At 46.0% G+C, this 17922-nt stretch carries 16 protein-coding genes and 1 tRNA gene; 6 read left to right on the top strand and 11 right to left on the bottom strand.

Going from position 1 to position 17922, the window contains the following annotated elements; all coding sequences use genetic code 11:
• Positions 1–4 precede the first annotated feature (4 nt).
• From fdhF to FD961_RS03795, 3 genes are all read right to left on the bottom strand, one after another.
• On the bottom strand, positions 5–2899 hold the full coding sequence (fdhF, locus tag FD961_RS03805) for a formate dehydrogenase subunit alpha (protein WP_215394173.1): 2895 nt from the start codon (positions 2897–2899) through the stop codon (positions 5–7).
• Positions 2900–2927: 28 nt separating this feature from the next.
• Positions 2928–4730: an NADH-ubiquinone oxidoreductase-F iron-sulfur binding region domain-containing protein gene (locus tag FD961_RS03800; RefSeq protein ID WP_215394172.1), complete on the bottom strand. Its 1803-nt coding sequence runs from the start codon at positions 4728–4730 to the stop codon at positions 2928–2930.
• 151 nt (positions 4731–4881) lie between these two features.
• Entirely contained in the window at positions 4882–5106 is a 225-nt protein-coding gene (locus tag FD961_RS03795; protein WP_215394171.1) for a hypothetical protein, read from the bottom strand.
• A gap of 149 nt (positions 5107–5255) precedes the next feature.
• On the opposite strand from FD961_RS03795, the gene FD961_RS03790 reads away from it, so the two are divergent.
• A complete protein-coding gene (locus tag FD961_RS03790; RefSeq protein ID WP_251371325.1) occupies positions 5256–5861 on the top strand; it encodes a DUF1080 domain-containing protein in 606 nt (201 codons plus the stop codon).
• 78 nt (positions 5862–5939) lie between these two features.
• On the opposite strand, the gene FD961_RS03785 is transcribed toward FD961_RS03790, so the two are convergent.
• From FD961_RS03785 to acs, 4 genes are all read right to left on the bottom strand, one after another.
• On the bottom strand, positions 5940–6242 hold the full coding sequence (locus FD961_RS03785) for a YciI family protein (RefSeq protein ID WP_071465989.1): 303 nt from the start codon (positions 6240–6242) through the stop codon (positions 5940–5942).
• Positions 6243–6292: 50 nt separating this feature from the next.
• Positions 6293–8002, bottom strand: a complete 1710-nt coding sequence (locus FD961_RS03780; protein WP_215394170.1) for an amidohydrolase — start codon at positions 8000–8002, stop codon at positions 6293–6295.
• Positions 8003–8119: 117 nt separating this feature from the next.
• A tRNA-Ser gene (locus FD961_RS03775) sits at positions 8120–8210 on the bottom strand.
• A gap of 58 nt (positions 8211–8268) precedes the next feature.
• The gene (acs, locus tag FD961_RS03770; protein ID WP_215394169.1) at positions 8269–10242 is read right to left on the bottom strand and encodes an acetate--CoA ligase; all 1974 of its coding nucleotides are present in this window, start codon (positions 10240–10242) and stop codon (positions 8269–8271) included.
• A 184-nt stretch (positions 10243–10426) separates the two neighbouring features.
• On the opposite strand from acs, the gene FD961_RS03765 reads away from it, so the two are divergent.
• From FD961_RS03765 to FD961_RS03745, 5 genes are read left to right on the top strand one after another with little or no spacing between them, the layout of a single operon-like run.
• A complete protein-coding gene (locus tag FD961_RS03765; protein WP_215394168.1) occupies positions 10427–11950 on the top strand; it encodes a fumarate hydratase in 1524 nt (507 codons plus the stop codon).
• The gene (gene murI / locus FD961_RS03760; RefSeq protein WP_251371324.1) at positions 11943–12779 is read left to right on the top strand and encodes a glutamate racemase; all 837 of its coding nucleotides are present in this window, start codon (positions 11943–11945) and stop codon (positions 12777–12779) included. The genes FD961_RS03765 and murI overlap by 8 nt, the downstream gene beginning before the upstream one ends.
• On the top strand, positions 12776–13474 hold the full coding sequence (locus FD961_RS03755; RefSeq protein ID WP_215394167.1) for an energy transducer TonB: 699 nt from the start codon (positions 12776–12778) through the stop codon (positions 13472–13474). Before murI ends, FD961_RS03755 begins: the two co-directional genes overlap by 4 nt.
• A 5-nt stretch (positions 13475–13479) precedes the next feature.
• On the top strand, positions 13480–14172 hold the full coding sequence (locus FD961_RS03750) for a MotA/TolQ/ExbB proton channel family protein (RefSeq protein WP_215394166.1): 693 nt from the start codon (positions 13480–13482) through the stop codon (positions 14170–14172).
• Positions 14173–14174: 2 nt separating this feature from the next.
• Entirely contained in the window at positions 14175–14588 is a 414-nt protein-coding gene (locus FD961_RS03745) for a biopolymer transporter ExbD (RefSeq protein WP_071465067.1), read from the top strand.
• 15 nt (positions 14589–14603) lie between these two features.
• On the opposite strand, the gene FD961_RS03740 is transcribed toward FD961_RS03745, so the two are convergent.
• Genes FD961_RS03740 through FD961_RS03725 form a run of 4 tightly spaced genes read right to left on the bottom strand, consistent with a single transcriptional unit; the run spans position 14604 to position 17922 of the window.
• On the bottom strand, positions 14604–15071 hold the full coding sequence (locus tag FD961_RS03740) for a hypothetical protein (protein WP_251371323.1): 468 nt from the start codon (positions 15069–15071) through the stop codon (positions 14604–14606).
• 42 nt (positions 15072–15113) lie between these two features.
• Positions 15114–16283 (bottom strand): TAXI family TRAP transporter solute-binding subunit, encoded by a 1170-nt coding sequence (locus FD961_RS03735; protein WP_215394165.1) that lies wholly within the window; start codon positions 16281–16283, stop codon positions 15114–15116.
• A complete protein-coding gene (locus FD961_RS03730; RefSeq protein ID WP_215394164.1) occupies positions 16280–17137 on the bottom strand; it encodes a phosphate ABC transporter substrate-binding protein in 858 nt (285 codons plus the stop codon). The genes FD961_RS03735 and FD961_RS03730 overlap by 4 nt, the downstream gene beginning before the upstream one ends.
• Complete coding sequence (locus FD961_RS03725) at positions 17134–17922, bottom strand: phosphate ABC transporter substrate-binding protein (protein WP_215394163.1); 789 nt, start codon at positions 17920–17922, stop codon at positions 17134–17136. The genes FD961_RS03730 and FD961_RS03725 overlap by 4 nt, the downstream gene beginning before the upstream one ends.

Raw genomic sequence — 17922 nt, 5'->3', positions numbered from 1 at the left:
GTACTCAGACGTTTGACATCACCTTTGACCCGCCTGGCGCATTGGTGCCATATCCCATGATCTTTGCAGCATCACCGCCTTTGGCGAGTTTGACTGCGCAGTACTTAAACTCCGGGATCTTGCCAAATGGATCCAAAGCTGAATTAGTAATCAAGTTTGCTGCAGCTTCATAGTAGGCAAAAGGAATGAAAATCACACCTCTTGGAGTACCGTCATCTCTACGTACATGAATACCTACCTCACCACGACGAGATTGAACGGTAATGACATCCCCAGCAGTAACGCCTAACTGGGTCATATCCTCACCATGCATAGATACAGTAGCCATTGGTTCAATAGCATCTAATACGGTTGCACGACGAGTCATGCTGCCGGTATGCCAGTGTTCAAGCTGACGGCCTGTAATGAGAACAAATGGGTACTCAGTATCTGGACGCTCATTTGCTGGAATGATGTCAGCAGGAACCAGTTTCACCTTACCATCCGGAGTATCAAAACTATCGTCAAATACGATCGGGCGACCCGGATCTTCTGCACTTAAGCATGGATAAGTCACACTCGATTCTTTTTCAAGACGCTCCCAAGTAATGCCATTGATAGCAGCGTGCATGGCTTGGCGCATTTCGTCATAAACGGCTGCAACGCCATCATCAGAACCCTGGTAATTCCAGTTCAAACCCATACGCTTGGCAATTTCTTGAATGATCCACAGGTCTGCCTTAGCATCACCTGGAGGATTAATTGCCTTCTTGCCCATCTGCACCATACGGTCGGTGTTGCTTGCTGTTCCCACCTTCTCTGGCCATGCACTTGCTGGCAATACAACGTCTGCCAGTAGTGCGGTTTCGGTCATGAAGATGTCTTGCACTACTAAATGCTCTAAAGACGCCAAAGCATGACGTGCATGATTTAAATCAGGATCGCTCATGGCTGGGTTTTCACCCTCAACATACATGCCGCGAATTTTGTCTGGATCACTATCGGGTGCAGTGATCTTATGCATGATCTCTACCACGGTATAGCCAGGCTTCTTATCCAGTGGTGTATCCCAGAACTTTTCAAACCAGGCATGCGCCTCTGGATTATCAACGCGTTGATAGTTCGGGAACATCATCGGAATCAAACCAGCATCACTGGCACCCTGCACATTGTTTTGACCACGCAATGGATGCAAACCTGAGCCAGGCTTACCAATTTGACCGGTGATGCTGACCAAGGCAATTAAGCAACGTGCATTATCAGTACCGTGCACGTGTTGGCTAACACCCATACCCCACAAAATCATCGCTGACTTAGTAGTAGCAAATTCTCTGGCGACTTCGCGCAAGGTCTCTGCCGGAATGCCACAGATCGGTGCCATTGCTTCTGGACTGTAGCCTTTAATATTTTCTTTTAAAGCCTCGAAGTTATTAGAGCGGTTCGCTATAAAGTCTTTATCCGCCAAGCCCTCTTCAATAATCGTGTAAATCAGGGCGTTCAGCATTGCCACATCAGTGTCTGGCTTGAACTGCATCGTACGCCAAGCATGCTTACTAATCTCAGTCTTACGCGGATCACACAACACAATCTTGGCGCCGCGTTTAGCAGCGTTCTTAAACCAGGTAGCAGCCACTGGGTGGTTGGCTGTTGGATTTGATCCAATCAAGAAAATCAAGCTAGAGTGCTCAACGTCATTCACCTGATTACTTACCGCACCAGATCCCACGCCCTCTAACAAGGCCGCTACGGATGAGGCGTGGCAGAGACGGGTGCAGTGATCAACGTTATTGCTACCAAATCCAGTACGGACTAATTTCTGGAATAAATAGGCTTCTTCGTTGCTGCCTTTTGCAGAACCAAAACCAGCAAGCACTTTATTGCCATACTGATCTTTGAGAGCCTTTAATTTGCCACCAGCAAAATCGAGCGCCTCTTCCCAAGTCGCTTCACGGAAAATGTCAGACCAATCTTGCTTCCCTTCGAGCATTGACTCATCTTTAGGAACGCCAGGCTTACGAATTAGCGGCTTAGTTAAGCGCTGTGGATTATGGATATAGTCCATACCAAAGCGCCCTTTTACACACAGACGATTGTGATTGGCTGGGCCATCACGACCTTCTACGCTAACAATCTTTTCATCCTTAACGTTGTAAGTAATTTGGCAACCGACACCGCAGAATGGGCAAACAGAATCAACCTTACGATCCACTGTTTGTGAGCCAATTAATCCTTTAGGCATTAATGCACCGGTTGGGCATGCCTGCACACACTCGCCACAAGCAACACAAGTACTCTCGCCCATAGGATCATTTAGATCGAACACGATCTCGCTATGAGCGCCACGCATCGCATAACCGATCACATCATTGACCTGCTCTTCACGACAAGCGCGTACACAACGATTACATTGAATACAAGCATCTAAATTTACAGCCATTGCTGGATGAGAAATGTCATTGGCAACCTTCTCACGACGTAAAGCTTTGAGTTCTGGGCGCACTGTCACATCCATACGGGTAGCCCAAGTACTCAGCTCACCATGTTGATTGTTTTGCTCCTCCTCTTTGCTATCCCCCACCCACTTAAAGCCTTCATCTGGCATATCAGAGAGCAACATCTCGAGAACAAGCTTTTGGCTCTTTACAGCGCGTTCGCTATTGGCCTTCACTTCCATGCCTGGCGTTGCGCTCCTACAGCAACTAGGTGCCAAGGTACGCTCGCCATTGATTTCGACTACGCAAGCACGGCAGTTGCCATCAGCGCGGTAGCCGTCTTTAAAGCATAGATGTGGAATATCAATACCGTGGCGTTTTGCAGCCTTCAGAATTGTTTCACCTTCATAGGAAACAATGGTCTTGCCGTCTAATTTGAACTCAACGGTTTGCAATTCGAGTTCTTTTGGATTGGTTGGTGCGTTCATATTTGTCTCGTTCTTCCCTGATCTCTGATTAAGCAACTTCTTGCGGGAAATATTTATGAATACAACGAATAGGATTTGGTGCGGCTTGGCCTAGGCCACAGATCGAAGCATCCACCATTACGGTAGCTAAGTCTTCAAGTGTTTCCTGATCCCAAGATTTGGCTTGCATCAACTTAGCGGCTTTTCCTGTACCAACACGGCACGGCGTACATTGACCACAGCTCTCATGCTCAAAGAAGTGCATCACATTCAAAGCCATATCGCGAGCTTTGTCTTTATCACTAAATACCATGACAGCTGCAGAACCAATAAAGCATCCATAGGGTTGCAAGGTATCAAAATCTAGCGGTATGTCATTCATGGTTGCAGGCAAAATACCACCCGATGCTCCACCAGGTAAGTAGCCATAGAAGTGATGACCCTCTTGCATGCCGCCACAATATTCATCAATCAATTCTTGAATGGTGATACCAGCGGGAGCCAACTTCACACCAGGCTTTTTCACGCGCCCGCTCACGCTGAAGCTGCGCAAGCCTTTGCGGTCATGGCGTCCATAAGAGCTAAACCACTCTGGTCCACGAGAAATAATGTCACGTACCCAATAGAGGGTTTCAAAGTTGTGCTCGAGAGTTGGTCTACCAAATAAACCCACTTGAGCAATATAAGGAGGACGCATCCGAGGCTCACCACGTTTGCCCTCAATACTTTCGATCATGGCGGATTCTTCGCCGCAGATATATGCACCTGCACCACGACGCAATTCAATATTCGGAATGGGGAATGGTGGATTTGCTTGGAGCTTCGCCAATTCTTTTTCAAGAAGCTCACGGCAACCATGATATTCATCGCGCAGATAAATATAGCAAGCATCAATGCCCACAACATTAGCTGCAATTAATAAACCTTCTAAAAAACGATGTGGATCGCGCTCAAGATAAGTACGGTCTTTGAATGTACCTGGCTCACCTTCGTCAATATTGACTGCCATCAGCTTAGGAGCTACTTGATCTTTAACAATACGCCACTTACGACCTGCTGGGAAACCTGCACCACCCAAGCCACGAAGGCCAGAGCTTTCCATTGCTTTGATGATGCTTTCAGCATCACGCTTTCCATCAACAATTTCTTTTGCCAGACTATAGCCACCTTTAGCGCGATAGACTTCGTAACCGACATAGTCAGGCGAAACCGCTTGATTCTCGCCCTGCTGAGATATGCCCTGCTCCGCCAACAATCCTGGCTCAAAGGCTCCATCATCTTTTGCCAAAGGTTGAGTGGTTAATTTATTGCTGACTGCGGCCTGAACTTTGTCAATACTTGCAAATAACACTGGATATTGATGTACTACAGCTACAGGAGCTTGCTCGCAACGACCTACGCAAGGAGCAGCAATCACTTTGACATTTGGGTTCCCTAAGATTGCAGGTAATTTAGTGAGCAGGTTTTGTGCGCCAGCTAATTCACAGGCAATGCCATCACATACGCGGACGGTGATATCAGCAACTGGATCATTGCCACGTACAACTTCAAAGTGGTGATAGAAAGTAGCTACTTCATATACCTCAGCCATTGGCAAATTCATTTCTTTTGCCAATGCAACTAAGTGACGATCATGCAATGCACGATATTCATCATTTAACTTATGCAGGTTTTCAATTAACAAATCACGACGATGTGGTGCATTACCAATCAGTTGTCGCACTTCGGCAACTGATGCGTCATCCGCCTGACGACCTTTAAGCTTGCTCTTACGGCGAATGGTCTCCCTTAAATCATCTGCAGTAGCAACCGCAACCGCTTTGACTTCTCCGGAAGGCTTTGGGTGATTCATAGTCTCTAGTCTCTAATTTTTATTCGTTTTTGTTGCATGCGGATACGCTGCGCCATTGGCGCAAGCGCAAAATAACAGTTAATTTTGGGTTATTTCCCAGTACATGTCCTTGACGGCGCTCAAGGACTTAAATTAAGGGTTAACCCTTATATTAAAGCAGGGATGGCGAAGGCTTGTCACCAGGCGGAAGGGAATAATCCAACTTACGCTCATAAAGCCTGGCCTTATAGCAATCCTGATAGCCTTTACTACCGATTTGCCAGCCTATCGAGGTGCAGTCATCTTGGGCAGCTTGCTCAATAGAGCCGCAGCCGACCAGAGATCCCGCAGCAAGGATGATGGAGATCAGGGAGAGGCGCATTTTTGGTGAATTCATGCCTCAAGTCTACTAGATTCTGAGCCCAACATCGAGGGAATGAAATACCGCCTTATTGCCGCATTTGAGGGAAAGCCTCTACTTGTATTTAGGGGTCAATATCAGCAACAATGAATTTCCTAAAAAACTATACAAATTGAATGGAGACCATGATGAGATCTACTAGATCATCTTTCAAATTCCTAAGCGCACTACTCTTTTGCATTCAAGCAGCCCTCTTCAGTGGTTCTGCTGCCGCTCAAAATCAAGATGGTTTTGTAGATCTCATTGATGGCGTCAGTTTGTCTGGCTGGAACATTATTGGCAATGCCAGCTGGGTGATTGGCAATGGGATAGTTGAGGGCAATAAACCCAATGGTTTTTTGGTTAGCACCAAGTCTTACAAGAACTTTGTAATCAAGGCAGAGTTCTGGGCAGACTCTGACACCAATAGCGGCATCTTTATACGCTGCCAAGACCCTAATAAAGTTAGCGCAAGTAATGCCTATGAAGTCAATATTTGGGATACACGTCCTGAGCAAGCTTATGCCACTGGTGCAATTGTCGATGTCGCCAAAGTTGACCCGGTTCCTAAAGCGGGTGGGCGCTGGAACACCATGGAGATCGTAGCCAATGGTTCACACTTTAAGGTCACGCTCAATGGCGTAGTCACTGTTGCTGATGGGCAAGACAGTAAATTTGCTGATGGTCCGATTGCACTGCAATCGGCTGGTGGTGTGATTAAATTTAAGAAGGTTCAAATTAAGCCAATTTAATGGCTAGATGATGGATCCAAAAAGCCACCCAAGGGTGGCTTTTGTTTTGCTCTGTGTTTCTTGTGAAAGCTGGGGCACTTACGCTGGTGGAAAGCCTGCCTTCTGTGCCCACATATTCGTAAACACATGAATCACTGGTTTTTCATAAACACCAGCTTTAGTGAATGGTTCATTGCTAAGCCATTCATCTACTGCTGCTCTGCTTGGGAAATCCATTGCCAACAAACTTCCAACAACAGTCTGGCCATCCTCTGAGGTCAGCGGCCCAGCAAAGGCCATACGGTCAGCTTGCTGAGCTAAATAAGCGCGATGCTCTGGGCGAATCTGCACACGCAGCTCGGCTGTACCTGGACGGTCCATTAATAGAATTGCAAAAATCATGTCTTCTCCACGTCTTTCTGTTTTGATTGTGAAATCTTACGCTAGAACTTTTACCAGGCTTGCTGCTTGCCGTCGATCCAAGTCTCTTTCACCTTAATGTTGCGAATTTGCTCAACAGGAGTCTTTCTTGGATTGGCTGATAGCACGACCAAGTCAGCCTGTTTACCTACTTCCAAGCTTCCCAATTTGTCGTCGGAGAACATTTCATAGGCAGCATTGATAGTCACTGCACGAATAGCATCATCAACAGTTACGCGCTCATCAGGACCCAATACTTTGCGAGGTGCTTTTTGCCATAAGCGCCCTGCACCCTCTGTGATGTAGTTTAAGGGTCCTACGTTCGATACAGGGGAATCGCTGTGATAGGCAAAGCGCGCGCCCTCCTTCTTAAATGAGGCAGAAGGGTCGATGCGATTAGCACGCTCTGGACCAACAATGTGATTATGAAATGCTTCACCCCAATAATCGACGTGGCCAATCGTGAATCCCGGTATTACCCCCATTTGCGCAGCTCTTTTAACTTGCTCGGGAGTATTGATTGTGAAATGCTCAATGCGCAAACGACGAGCCTTGGGATCAGGATTGCCGGCTAATAATTTGGCATAGTTATTTAATGTTTGCTCAACTGTGCGATCGCCATTGGCATGGATTGCTAGTTGCCAGCCTTGATCATAGAGTGGCTTCATTTGATTAAAGATCTCTTCGTCTTGGTAATCTAGATTGCCACGAAATTGAGTGCCCTTTGGATAGTCATATGGTTGATTTAGTGCGGCAGTAATTCCTTGGGTAGAGCCATCAGATACAAATTTGATTCCCACAAAACGAAGGCGATCATCGCCATCATTTGGCTTAATCGTATTGAAGCCTTTACTTAGTAAAGGGCCGTAAAGATAGGCCCTGACTCGAATTGGAAAGCCATCGCTGTGCGTAACGGCATTAAACAACTTCAACTCGTTATCTAAACCGAGCATCAGGCCTAAAGTAATTTCAGCAGAGGTAGTGACACCTTTAGAAGCAATGTACTTTGCTGTTTTTTGCATCGCTTTAGCTAAGTCAGCATCGCTGGGTGGTGGCATCTTTTTTACCAAGGACAAAATGGCAGAAGGCTCTACAACTACTCCCGTGAGTCGCCCTTGAGCATCTTTCATGTAGATTCCGCCGTTACCCGGATTTGGGGTCTTATCGTTAATGCCAGCAAGCTCAAAAGCCTTGTGATTTACGTAAGCAATATGCCCTGATTGATTCATGACCAGAATCGGAACATCGGTAGAGACCTTATCCAGAACATCAGCGGTCAATTCCGCCATAAAAGGTTTTGTACGCGAAGGGTCTACACCAAAACCAGCCAACCACTGTCCTTTTGGCAAGGTCTTCAGAGCAGCTTTTAGTTTTTGACTAAGTGTATCTAAGGTGTCATATTGATCTGAGAAGTTTGTTAGGTTCAGCCACATTTCTTCAGTAATCGCGGTCATCAGAATATGGATATGGGGCTCGACAAAACCTGGCATCAAGGTTTGACCTTTGAGATCAACTACCTTAGTGGTGCTTGCTTGCCATTCCTTAAGGACAGCATCTTTTTTACCAACAGCAACAATCTTTCCGTTTTGCACAGCAAGCGCTTGGACTTCCTCGTTCTTGGCATTGACTGTAACAATCGGCCCGCCATAAAAAATGGTGTCAGCAACCTGGACTGCAGATGCAATATGTGGCATCACGACCAATCCAGCTGAAATAATTGCTATTTGGATAAAACGTTTCATTGATAAAACCCCATTTGAAATTAACTCTGAGAAATAAAGCTTATCCGATATTTAGAACAATACCTATCAATGAATGCCCAAAATAAAAAGCCACCCGAAGGTGGCTTTTTTGATACTTGGCGGAAGAGGCGGGATTCGAACCCGCGGTAGGCTATTAACCTACGCACGCTTTCCAGGCGTGTGACTTAAACCGCTCATCCACCCTTCCGGAACCGTTGATTATACGATTGCCGAAAGGGCTTTGCCCTAAATGCCTGCAAAGTACCTTAGAGAGACTCTTTGAGTTGCTCCAAGATATGTGGATTTTCCAAGGTAGAAGTGTCTTGAGTGACCTCTTCACCCTTGGCAATAACGCGCAAGAGGCGGCGCATGATCTTGCCGGAGCGGGTCTTAGGCAAGTTATCACCGAAACGAACATCCTTAGGTTTAGCAATTGGGCCAATCTCTTTACCTACCCAATTGCGTAGTTCCATTGCCAGCTTTTTAGCTTCATCACCTGTTGGACGTCCGCCCTTCAGAACCACGAATACGCAAATTGCCTCACCAGTCAGCTCGTCAGGACGACCTACTACTGCAGCTTCAGCAACCAATGGGTTGGCTACTAAGCAAGATTCGATCTCCATAGTTCCCATGCGGTGACCGGACACGTTCAACACGTCATCGATTCGACCAGTAATGGTGAAGTAGCCAGTTTCTTTATTGCGAATTGCACCATCACCAGCCAGATAAAGTGTGCCACCTAATTCTTCTGGGAAATAGGATTTCACAAAACGATCTGGATCATTCCAAATGGTACGAATCATTGATGGCCATGGGCGTTTTACAACCAAAATACCGCCGTTACCATTCGGTACATCAACACCCGCTTCATCCACAATCGCCGCCTGAATACCAGGCAATGGCAAGGTGCATGAGCCAGGAATCATGGGGGTTGCACCTGGCAATGGGGAGATCATATGACCACCCGTTTCGGTTTGCCAGAAGGTATCAGCGATCGGGCAATTGGAATTTCCGACATGCTCGTAGTACCACATCCATGCTTCTGGATTAATTGGCTCGCCAACAGAACCCAAGAGTCGCAGTGAGGACAGGTCATAACTCTTTGGATGTACCGCCTCGTCATTGCTTGATGCTTTGATCAAAGAGCGAATTGCCGTTGGTGCGGTATAGAAAATGGTTGCATTGTGTTTTTGGATCATGTCCCAAAAACGGCCAGCATTAGGATAGGTTGGAACACCTTCAAACACAATCTCAGTAGCGCCAACTGCGAGTGGCCCATAAGTAATATAGGAGTGACCTGTTACCCAGCCAATATCAGCAGTACACCAGAACACATCATCAGGCTTGATGTCAAAAGTCCACTTCATTGTGAGAATCGCCCACAAGAGGTAGCCGCCTGTAGAGTGCTGAACTCCCTTTGGCTTACCAGTTGAACCGGATGTATACAGAATAAATAGAGGATGCTCAGCGCTTACCCACTCTGGCTCGCAAGTAGATGCTTCATTGGCAACAATTTCTTGCATCCAAACGTCACGACCTGCAGTCATAGGGATATCAGCACCAGTACGCTTGCTGACGATGACATGCTTTACGTTGCCGCACTCACCAGTAGATAGCGCTTCGTCACAAATCGCTTTTAATGGCAATGCCTTGCCACCACGAAATTGGCCATCGGCAGTAATCACTGCAACTGCGCCTACGTCGACAATACGATCACGCAAAGCTTGGGCAGAGAAGCCACCAAACACGACAGAGTGAATTGCACCAATACGAGCACAAGCTTGCATAGCGACAATACCTTCAATGGTCATTGCCATATAAATAATGACGCTGTCACCAGACTTGATGCCCATTTTGCGCAATGCATTTGCCATTTTGCAAACGCGTTCGAGCATCTCTTTATAGGAGACTTTAGTAACTGTTCCGTCATCAGCTTCAAAAATGATTGCCGTCTTATCGCCCAGGCCAGCTTCTACTTGGCGATCTAAACAGTTATAGGAAGCATTTGTAGTGCCATCTTCGAACCATTTATAGAAAGGCGCCTTAGATTCATCTAAAACTTTAGTAAAGGGCTTTTTCCAATAGATGTTCTCTTTGGCAAGACGACCCCAAAAACCGTCATAATCTTTTTCAGCTTCAGCGCAAAGCTTGTTATAGGCGTCCATCCCTGGAATGGCGGCATTCTTAACAAAGTCTGCAGGTGGATTAAAAACGCGGTTTTCTTGCTTCAATGGTTCCATGCTTCAAAGCCCTCTATCAAATAATCAGCGATCTTTACGGCTCAAAATGCGCAAAATGTCGCAAAATGGGTCATTTAGACTCTTTAGACCTTCGAAGATAAGTGAAAACACTCGGGATTTGCTCTATGGCAAACCCTTAAAATAGGGGAAACCTTACAAATTATGTGGAAATTAGCCTGAAACCATGACCAAAATTAAACAAAACGACCTCATTCAAAGCGTAGCTGACGCATTCCAGTTCATCTCCTACTATCACCCTAAGGACTTCATTGATGCCATGGGTAAAGCCTATGACCTTGAAAAAGGTGAGGCTGCTAAGGATGCAATTGCGCAGATTTTGACCAACAGTCGCATGTGCGCCGAAGGTCATCGTCCACTTTGTCAGGACACTGGTATTGCAGTTGTATTTCTGAAGATCGGTATGAATGTGCAGTGGGCCGATGCCACGATGAGTGTGAGCGAGATGGTAAATGAAGGTGTGCGTCGTGCTTACTTAAATCCAGAAAACATGTTGCGTGCATCAGTATTAGCTGACCCAGCAGGGAAGCGAAAAAATACTGGCGATAACACCCCTGCCGTGATTCATTATGAAATCGTTCCTGGCGATGATGTTGAAGTAATTTGCGCTGCTAAAGGTGGCGGCTCTGAAAACAAAGCCAAGATGGTCATGCTGAACCCTTCAGACTCTATCGTCGACTGGGTGGTAAAAACTGTTCCCACGATGGGTGCTGGCTGGTGCCCTCCTGGCATTCTGGGCATCGGTATTGGCGGCACCCCTGAAAAAGCAATGTTGATGGCTAAAGAAGCCTTGATGGGCCCAGTCGATATTCAGGAGCTCATTGAGCGCGGTCCCAACAATCGCGTTGAAGAATTACGTCTTGAGATCTATGACAAAGTGAATAAGCTCGGCATTGGCGCTCAAGGTTTAGGTGGCCTAGCCACTGTTCTCGACGTCAAGATTTTGGATTACCCAACACATGCTGCTTCATTGCCTGTTGCCATGATTCCAAATTGCGCTGCAACGCGTCACGTCCACTTCCATTTGCATGGCGATGGTCCAGCAAAACTAGAAATACCTACCTTAGCTGATTGGCCAGCAGTGACCTGGACACCAGATACCAAGAAATCCAAACGAATTAACTTAGATGCCCTTACTGCTGAAGAAGTGGCCAGTTGGAAACCGGGCGAGACTTTACTGCTCAACGGCAAGATCCTAACTGGTCGCGATGCTGCGCATAAGCGTATTCAAGACATGCTCGCCAAGGGAGAAGAATTACCCGTGAGCTTTAAAAACCGCGTCATTTACTACGTGGGGCCAGTCGATCCAGTGCGCGATGAAGTAGTTGGTCCAGCAGGCCCAACCACCTCAACTCGTATGGATAAATTTACAGAGATGATGCTGGCTCAAACTGGCTTAATTTCCATGATTGGTAAAGCGGAGCGTGGTCCTATTGCGATTGAAGCAATCAAGAAACACAAATCTGCTTATCTGATGGCTGTTGGTGGCGCCGCTTACTTGGTCTCTAAAGCTATTCAGCACTCTGAGGTAGTTGGTTTTGCTGACCTCGGCATGGAAGCAATTTACGAATTTGATGTGAAAGATATGCCTGTGACCGTAGCCGTGAATTCTGAAGGAATCTCAATGCACGAAACTGGTCCAAAAGAGTGGCAAGCAAAGATTGGCAATATTCCAGTCAAGATTGCGTAACTATCTTGTCATTGGCACTGACTTGTCACTCATAGGCGTTTTTGATTCTGGCGTAGGTGGCTTATCCATTTTGGATGAGGCTCTGCGCCAGCTTCCACAACATGACTATATCTACTTAGCTGATTCTGCCAACGCGCCTTATGGTGAAAAATCAGGCGAATGGATTACTGCCCGCAGTCTGAGTCTTTGTCGATATTTAGCAGACTCTGGGTGCGATGCCATTGTGGTTGCTTGTAATACCGCCACCGCAGAAGCGATTAAGCAAATTCGTGATGCATTAGCAGTACCGGTGATTGGGGTTGAGCCAGGAATTAAACCTGCAGCCATGCAATCTCAAAATGGCATTGTGGGTGTCTTAGCTACTGAAGCCACTCTCAAAAGCGATAAGTTCAACGCCCTATTAGCTACGCTGCCCAATCATTGTCAGTTCATCAAACAAGCAGGTGCGGGCTTAGTGCCGCTGATTGAAGCTGGTCATGCTGATAGCGAAGAAACCTTAGATCTTTTGGCAAAACACCTTGAGCCCATTCAGGATGCCGGTGCTGATACGATCGTTTTAGGATGCACCCACTACCCTTTTTTGCGTAAGTCCATTCGTAAATTGTTAGGTGAGTCAATTACCTTGATTGATACAAGTGAAGCAGTTGTAAGGCAACTCAAACGCCAATTAGAACTGCAAGGTCAAGCTCTGTTGGGCGATAGCCATGGATCGGTTAGTTTTATCAGTAGCAAAGATGATCACACCTTGCTGAATATGGCCCAAGATTTAATGCATAGCGATCTCAAAATACATCAAGTCAGTTCAGGCTTATTGGGCGCTATTCGATGAGCACTTTTTTACAAAAGATGGATGCTCACCTGCCGTTTAATAAGACTGAACGCATCATTATTGGCATCGTTCTTTTGCTGCATGCATTGCCTGCGCTGGATCTTTTGCATTGGACCTCGCCACCGCCAAAGATGGATGATGAACGGGTAATGGCAAATTTAGTGAGCCCTGAGGCAGCTGCTCAACAAGCACCATCCGCACCAAAGGCGCCACCACCAAAACCAAAAGAAGAGCCTAAGAAAAAGACGGTTCAAGAAAAGTCTTCTCAAGCACCAAGCCCAAAGCAGACGCAAGAGAAGCCGACACCCCCAAATCAGCAACAAAGCAAAAGTGAATCATCTCAAAGTCAGATGCAAAATACTGCCGTAGCACCGGCTACCAGCGGTGGTGCAAGTGGCACACCCATTCAGACGGACATTGGTAAACTAGTGGTCGTATACCAGCCAGATGCTGATGCCTACTACCCATCTTTCTCAAAGAGATCTGGCGAACAAGGTACTGTCGTTGTGCGTTTGATTGTTTCTGAAACAGGGGATGTTGAAGATGTGACTATATTGCAGTCAAGCTCCTTCCCTAGATTGGATCGCGCAGCAACGGATATTGGCAGACGTTATCGTTTTAAACCTTTTGTAGTAAATGGCTCGGCCCAAAGAATTTCTACTAATCTTTTAATTAAATTTAATCTCAAGAATTAACGACTATGAATACACCATTTGGAATTGCAAATCTTTGGCTTGAGGGCGATGCAATTACGCGCTTTGTAGCATTAGCTTTGCTCACCTGCTCAATCGTGACTTGGGTGATTTTGCTTACTCGCGTTTGGGAGCTGCGTAATTTGCGCAAACTGAAGCCTGAGCTAGAGCAATTCTGGCACGCCACTTCATATGAGCAAGGTCTTGAGGTATTTAGTAATCACGCATCTAACCCCTACTATCAGATCGCTAAATCGGCTAGCGGTGCCTCGGTTCATCACCAAAGTCAGTCAAATAATCACCGTGAACTTTTACAAACCCTAAACTACTCAGAATGGATGGCTCGTAGCATTAAGAACAGTATTGATTCTGTTGCAGCTAGTCTGCAAAAAGGTCTGACCTTCTTGGGCTCTACTGGTGCAGTTGCGCCATTTATCGGATTATTCGGCACTGTCTGGGGCATCTATCACGCCCTCATCTCTATTAGCAGCTCTGGTAGCGCCCAGATTGACCAAGTGGCTGGCCCCATTGGCGAAGCATTAATCATGACTGCATTAGGTTTAGCTGTTGCGATACCTGCTGTGCTGGGATTTAATGCCATCAATCGTGGCAATAAATTACTGGTAGCCGAACTCAATCGCTTTGGTAACGACCTACTTGCTTACTTTGTGACCGGCGCACGTGTGAAATCTGGAGAATAAGAATGTCCTTTCATATTCAGGACGATCAGAACGAAGACGCCATCATGGCGGAAATCAATATGACGCCAATGGTGGATGTTATGTTGGTGCTCTTGATTATTTTCATTATTACGCTGCCCGTAATTCAACAAGCAGTCAAGGTAGAGCTTCCAAAAGCCAATAGCGTTCGTAATGAAGTAAAGCCGGAATCCGTACAGCTTTCGATTGATGCTAAAGGCCAGATCTTCTGGAACAGTACCCCGATTGATTTAAAAACCTTTGATGGCTATGCTGAGAAAGCCGCACAAAAAGATCCGCAGCCAGAAATCAATTTACGGGCAGATAAGTCAGTGAAGTACGAGTATGTTGCACAAGTACTAGCCGCATCTCGCCGTGCTGGCTTAACCAAATTAGGCTTTGTTACTGAGCCTGATTAAGCTCAGTTAGCACTCTTACTTGGTTCTGTAAGGCATTTTTGAAGGTAGACAGAGCTCTTCGCTCACGTGAGTTCCATTACCCATTGCCTCACCCAAAATCCCGCCTTGGATTTTTTCTACCTTTTTTAGCTTGCCGCTTACTGGATCAAGCGTAATTTGCGTTGAAACTGTACCAGCTGGGTAAGAGACGCCCATGACATTTTCGGGATCAAAACTAGCCTCAACAAGTATCAAGATATTTGGGCGAGCTAGAGTGACACTCTTAACCACTTGCTTGCCATAAGCATCAGACTGATCTAGATCGCGATCATCTAAATACACTTTTGCTTTTTGCGTGCCAGAAGCAAGGGTGATCTTCATCTCGTATTCTTCGGTATACCCTTTTTCTGAACGCTTACAATTAAATTCCATCACATCAACACCCCAGGCAATAGCAGAGGTAGAGAGTAAAAAAGTACAAAGTAATAGCTTGAGTGTATTCATAATTAATACATTAAAGTGGGCTGGAGCCTATCCTAATCGGTGTTACAGGCGCCAATCTGATTTATATCTTTTGCGAACCACGCCATCATCACCCTCTTCACCCTCTTCGTCCTCTTCTGAGTCATCGGGTGATTTAAACCACTTGAAGACCACCAGCGCTACAGACAGCAAAGACATGATGAGACCGAATGCACCCTTGATTTGATCAACCATTTGCGCACTTATTAAGGGCTGCTTACTGGCGAGATACATTTCTGTTCCATCAGAAATGGGGAAACCAGATGGAGTCAAAATTCTATCTTCAGTAATAGGGAAACTAAAACGAGAGGCTACTTGAGGGCTATACAACACTGGCAACAATGCTGAGATGGCTCGAGGATCAACATTCTTGTTTGCTAGCAAATTGAGATTGACACCTACTACCCGAATATCAGTAGCAGGTACTGGTGGAGAAATTTGGTACATATACGCCAGTATCTTGGCATCTGCCACCCAACCCATACGCATCGCTAGTGATGGAGGGAAAGACATTTCTAGTAATTGATATCCGCGTTTCTGCACCAAGAAATCGACCGTAACCGAAGGGGCGTAAGAGACTTGCACAATAACATCCGGAAGCTTTTCAGGCTTCATGCTGAGCAATTGCTCATCGCTGTAGTTCGATTCTACGTAGTCGACTTCAGGAACCAAGCCAGAGAAGTGCAGGATTTGATTGGAAACAATACTAGGGCCACCATTTTTCTCGCCTAGATTTATTACCTTCCCACGAATATCCCGAATGGACTTCACGTCGGGTTTCACTAAAAACTGGATTAATTGGGGTGCGATTGACGCAACCTGTCTGACATCCTCATAGCCAATCGCATCTATCCCGCCCTGAACAAAGGCTAGATCTAATTTGCCATCATTGAGTTCATTAAGCGCTTGAAATGATCCAGCAGTAGGAACAATGCTCAAAGAAACGTTCCGACGAGCAGCTTCTTCTTGCAGCACCTTTGCCAAACGATGACTTTTGGTGAGCATGCCGCCACCACTAATCGTCAGTTCGTAGTGACGGGGAAATAAGTCATAGGCGAATTTTCCTGCCAAACCAAGCAAGAGTGCGATGACCACCAATGCCAAGCCTTTACGAATGTGATGCCTGCTTCTGAGCCAATCTAGGGCTGCATAGAGATATTCTTCTACTTCGTTAGTTGGGTCTGGATTTCTCATAACTTATATTCCTGCTGAGAAACCTGCGTGAGACCATACTTCACAAAAATGTCTTGTGCAGGGCCACTTAGACTGTAATGCACAAAATCTCTGGCTATCTGGCTCGATGTATTTTTGCTAACTAAGAACATATCCCTACAAAGTGGATAGAGCTTGAGCAATATAGTCTTATCGCTAATTTCCACACCATTAATAGCAATCGTTTTAAGCTTATCGCCCAAGTTACGCATGGTTAAATATCCAATACCATGCTGATCTTCTGCGATCGCATTAACAACTTCAACGGCGCTATCGCATAACTTTGCATCGTGACGGAATTTTGAACCCCGCAGAACCAAGTCCTCAACAAATGCCCTAGTGGTTGAGCCTTCATTTCGGTTATACACATTGATTTTTTTATTGGGGCCGCCCAATTGATCCCAATTATTAATGGAGCCTTGAAAAATGCCATCCAATTGCTCAAGCGAGATACTCTTAACGCTGGAGTTGGGGTGAACCACAATGGCAACACCCTCAATACCGATGAGATGGCTGTGTAGATCTAAATTAAATTCTTCGAAATTGAGATCTCGTGACATCATCGCTAGATCTATACCGCCGTTGTCCAAGGCCACTAAACCAGCGAAAGAGCCGCCCCCTTCAATGTCGATCTTGGTATGGGTAAATTTTTCAAGAAACGGGGGGATTAATAAGGCAACAAAACGTGATACGGCAACAGACCCTGAAATCATCAGCTCTTTACGTGCCTTGGCGATTAAAAAGGGATAAGCAACAAAACCTGTTGCTGCTGCGCCAGCAATGCCAGCAGAAATGATTCCTACATTACGGAGTAGTTGTCGGCGGTTCATCATCATTCACCTACCGCAGGGACTAAACCCATTTCTTTAATCATCATTTGACCCATGTTAGGATCTAAACAATAAGCAATGAAGTTATGAACCTCTTTGTGCGCTGAAGATTTAGATAATAGCTGCAGCTGATTGCGAATAGGATAGTGCTGCTGCTTGATATTGGTGTAGGTAGGCAAAAATCCGTCTATCGCCAAAGCCTTTACTTTTCCCTTACCTAGGAAAGTAGTGCCCACATATCCTATAGCCAAAGGATCAGAGCTAACAGCTTGCATCAAACTATCAAGGCCATTAACAACCTTAGCCTTTAAAGTAATGTGATCTTTCCCAGCAACCTGTCTCTTCCAGGGCTCATACGTTCCCAATTGGGGATCGTGACTCACTACATTAATAGCGCCCGAGAATTTACCCAAAGCATTCCAATTAGTAACGCTGCCGGTGAAGATGTCGTGGAGCTGCTCCAAAGATAAGTCATTAATTGGGTTAGCAGGATTGACAATGGCAGCAATACCATCAGTAGCGATACTCACTTCATCTATCGCTAATTTATGCTTGCTTGCCCATAATTGAATATTCTGAGGAATCTGCCCTGATGCCATACCAATATCAGCTGTGCCATCTAGGGCCGACTTATAGCCCATTGCAGTGCCCCCACCTAACAAAGGCAAACGAATATTGGGATGCTCATCCATATATTTCAAGCCAATGCGTTGCATCACCTTCATCACGGTACTGGAGCCACGCAACTGAATGAAATGAACTGCGTTTGCTTCTTGGGAATTACTGGACAT

The sequence above is a fragment of the Polynucleobacter sp. TSB-Sco08W16 genome (assembly GCF_018687455.1).
In the GTDB taxonomy this organism is placed as follows: domain Bacteria; phylum Pseudomonadota; class Gammaproteobacteria; order Burkholderiales; family Burkholderiaceae; genus Polynucleobacter.
The sequence above is the reverse complement of the archived record's forward strand: the minus strand, read 5'-3'. Positions and strand labels throughout refer to the sequence as shown.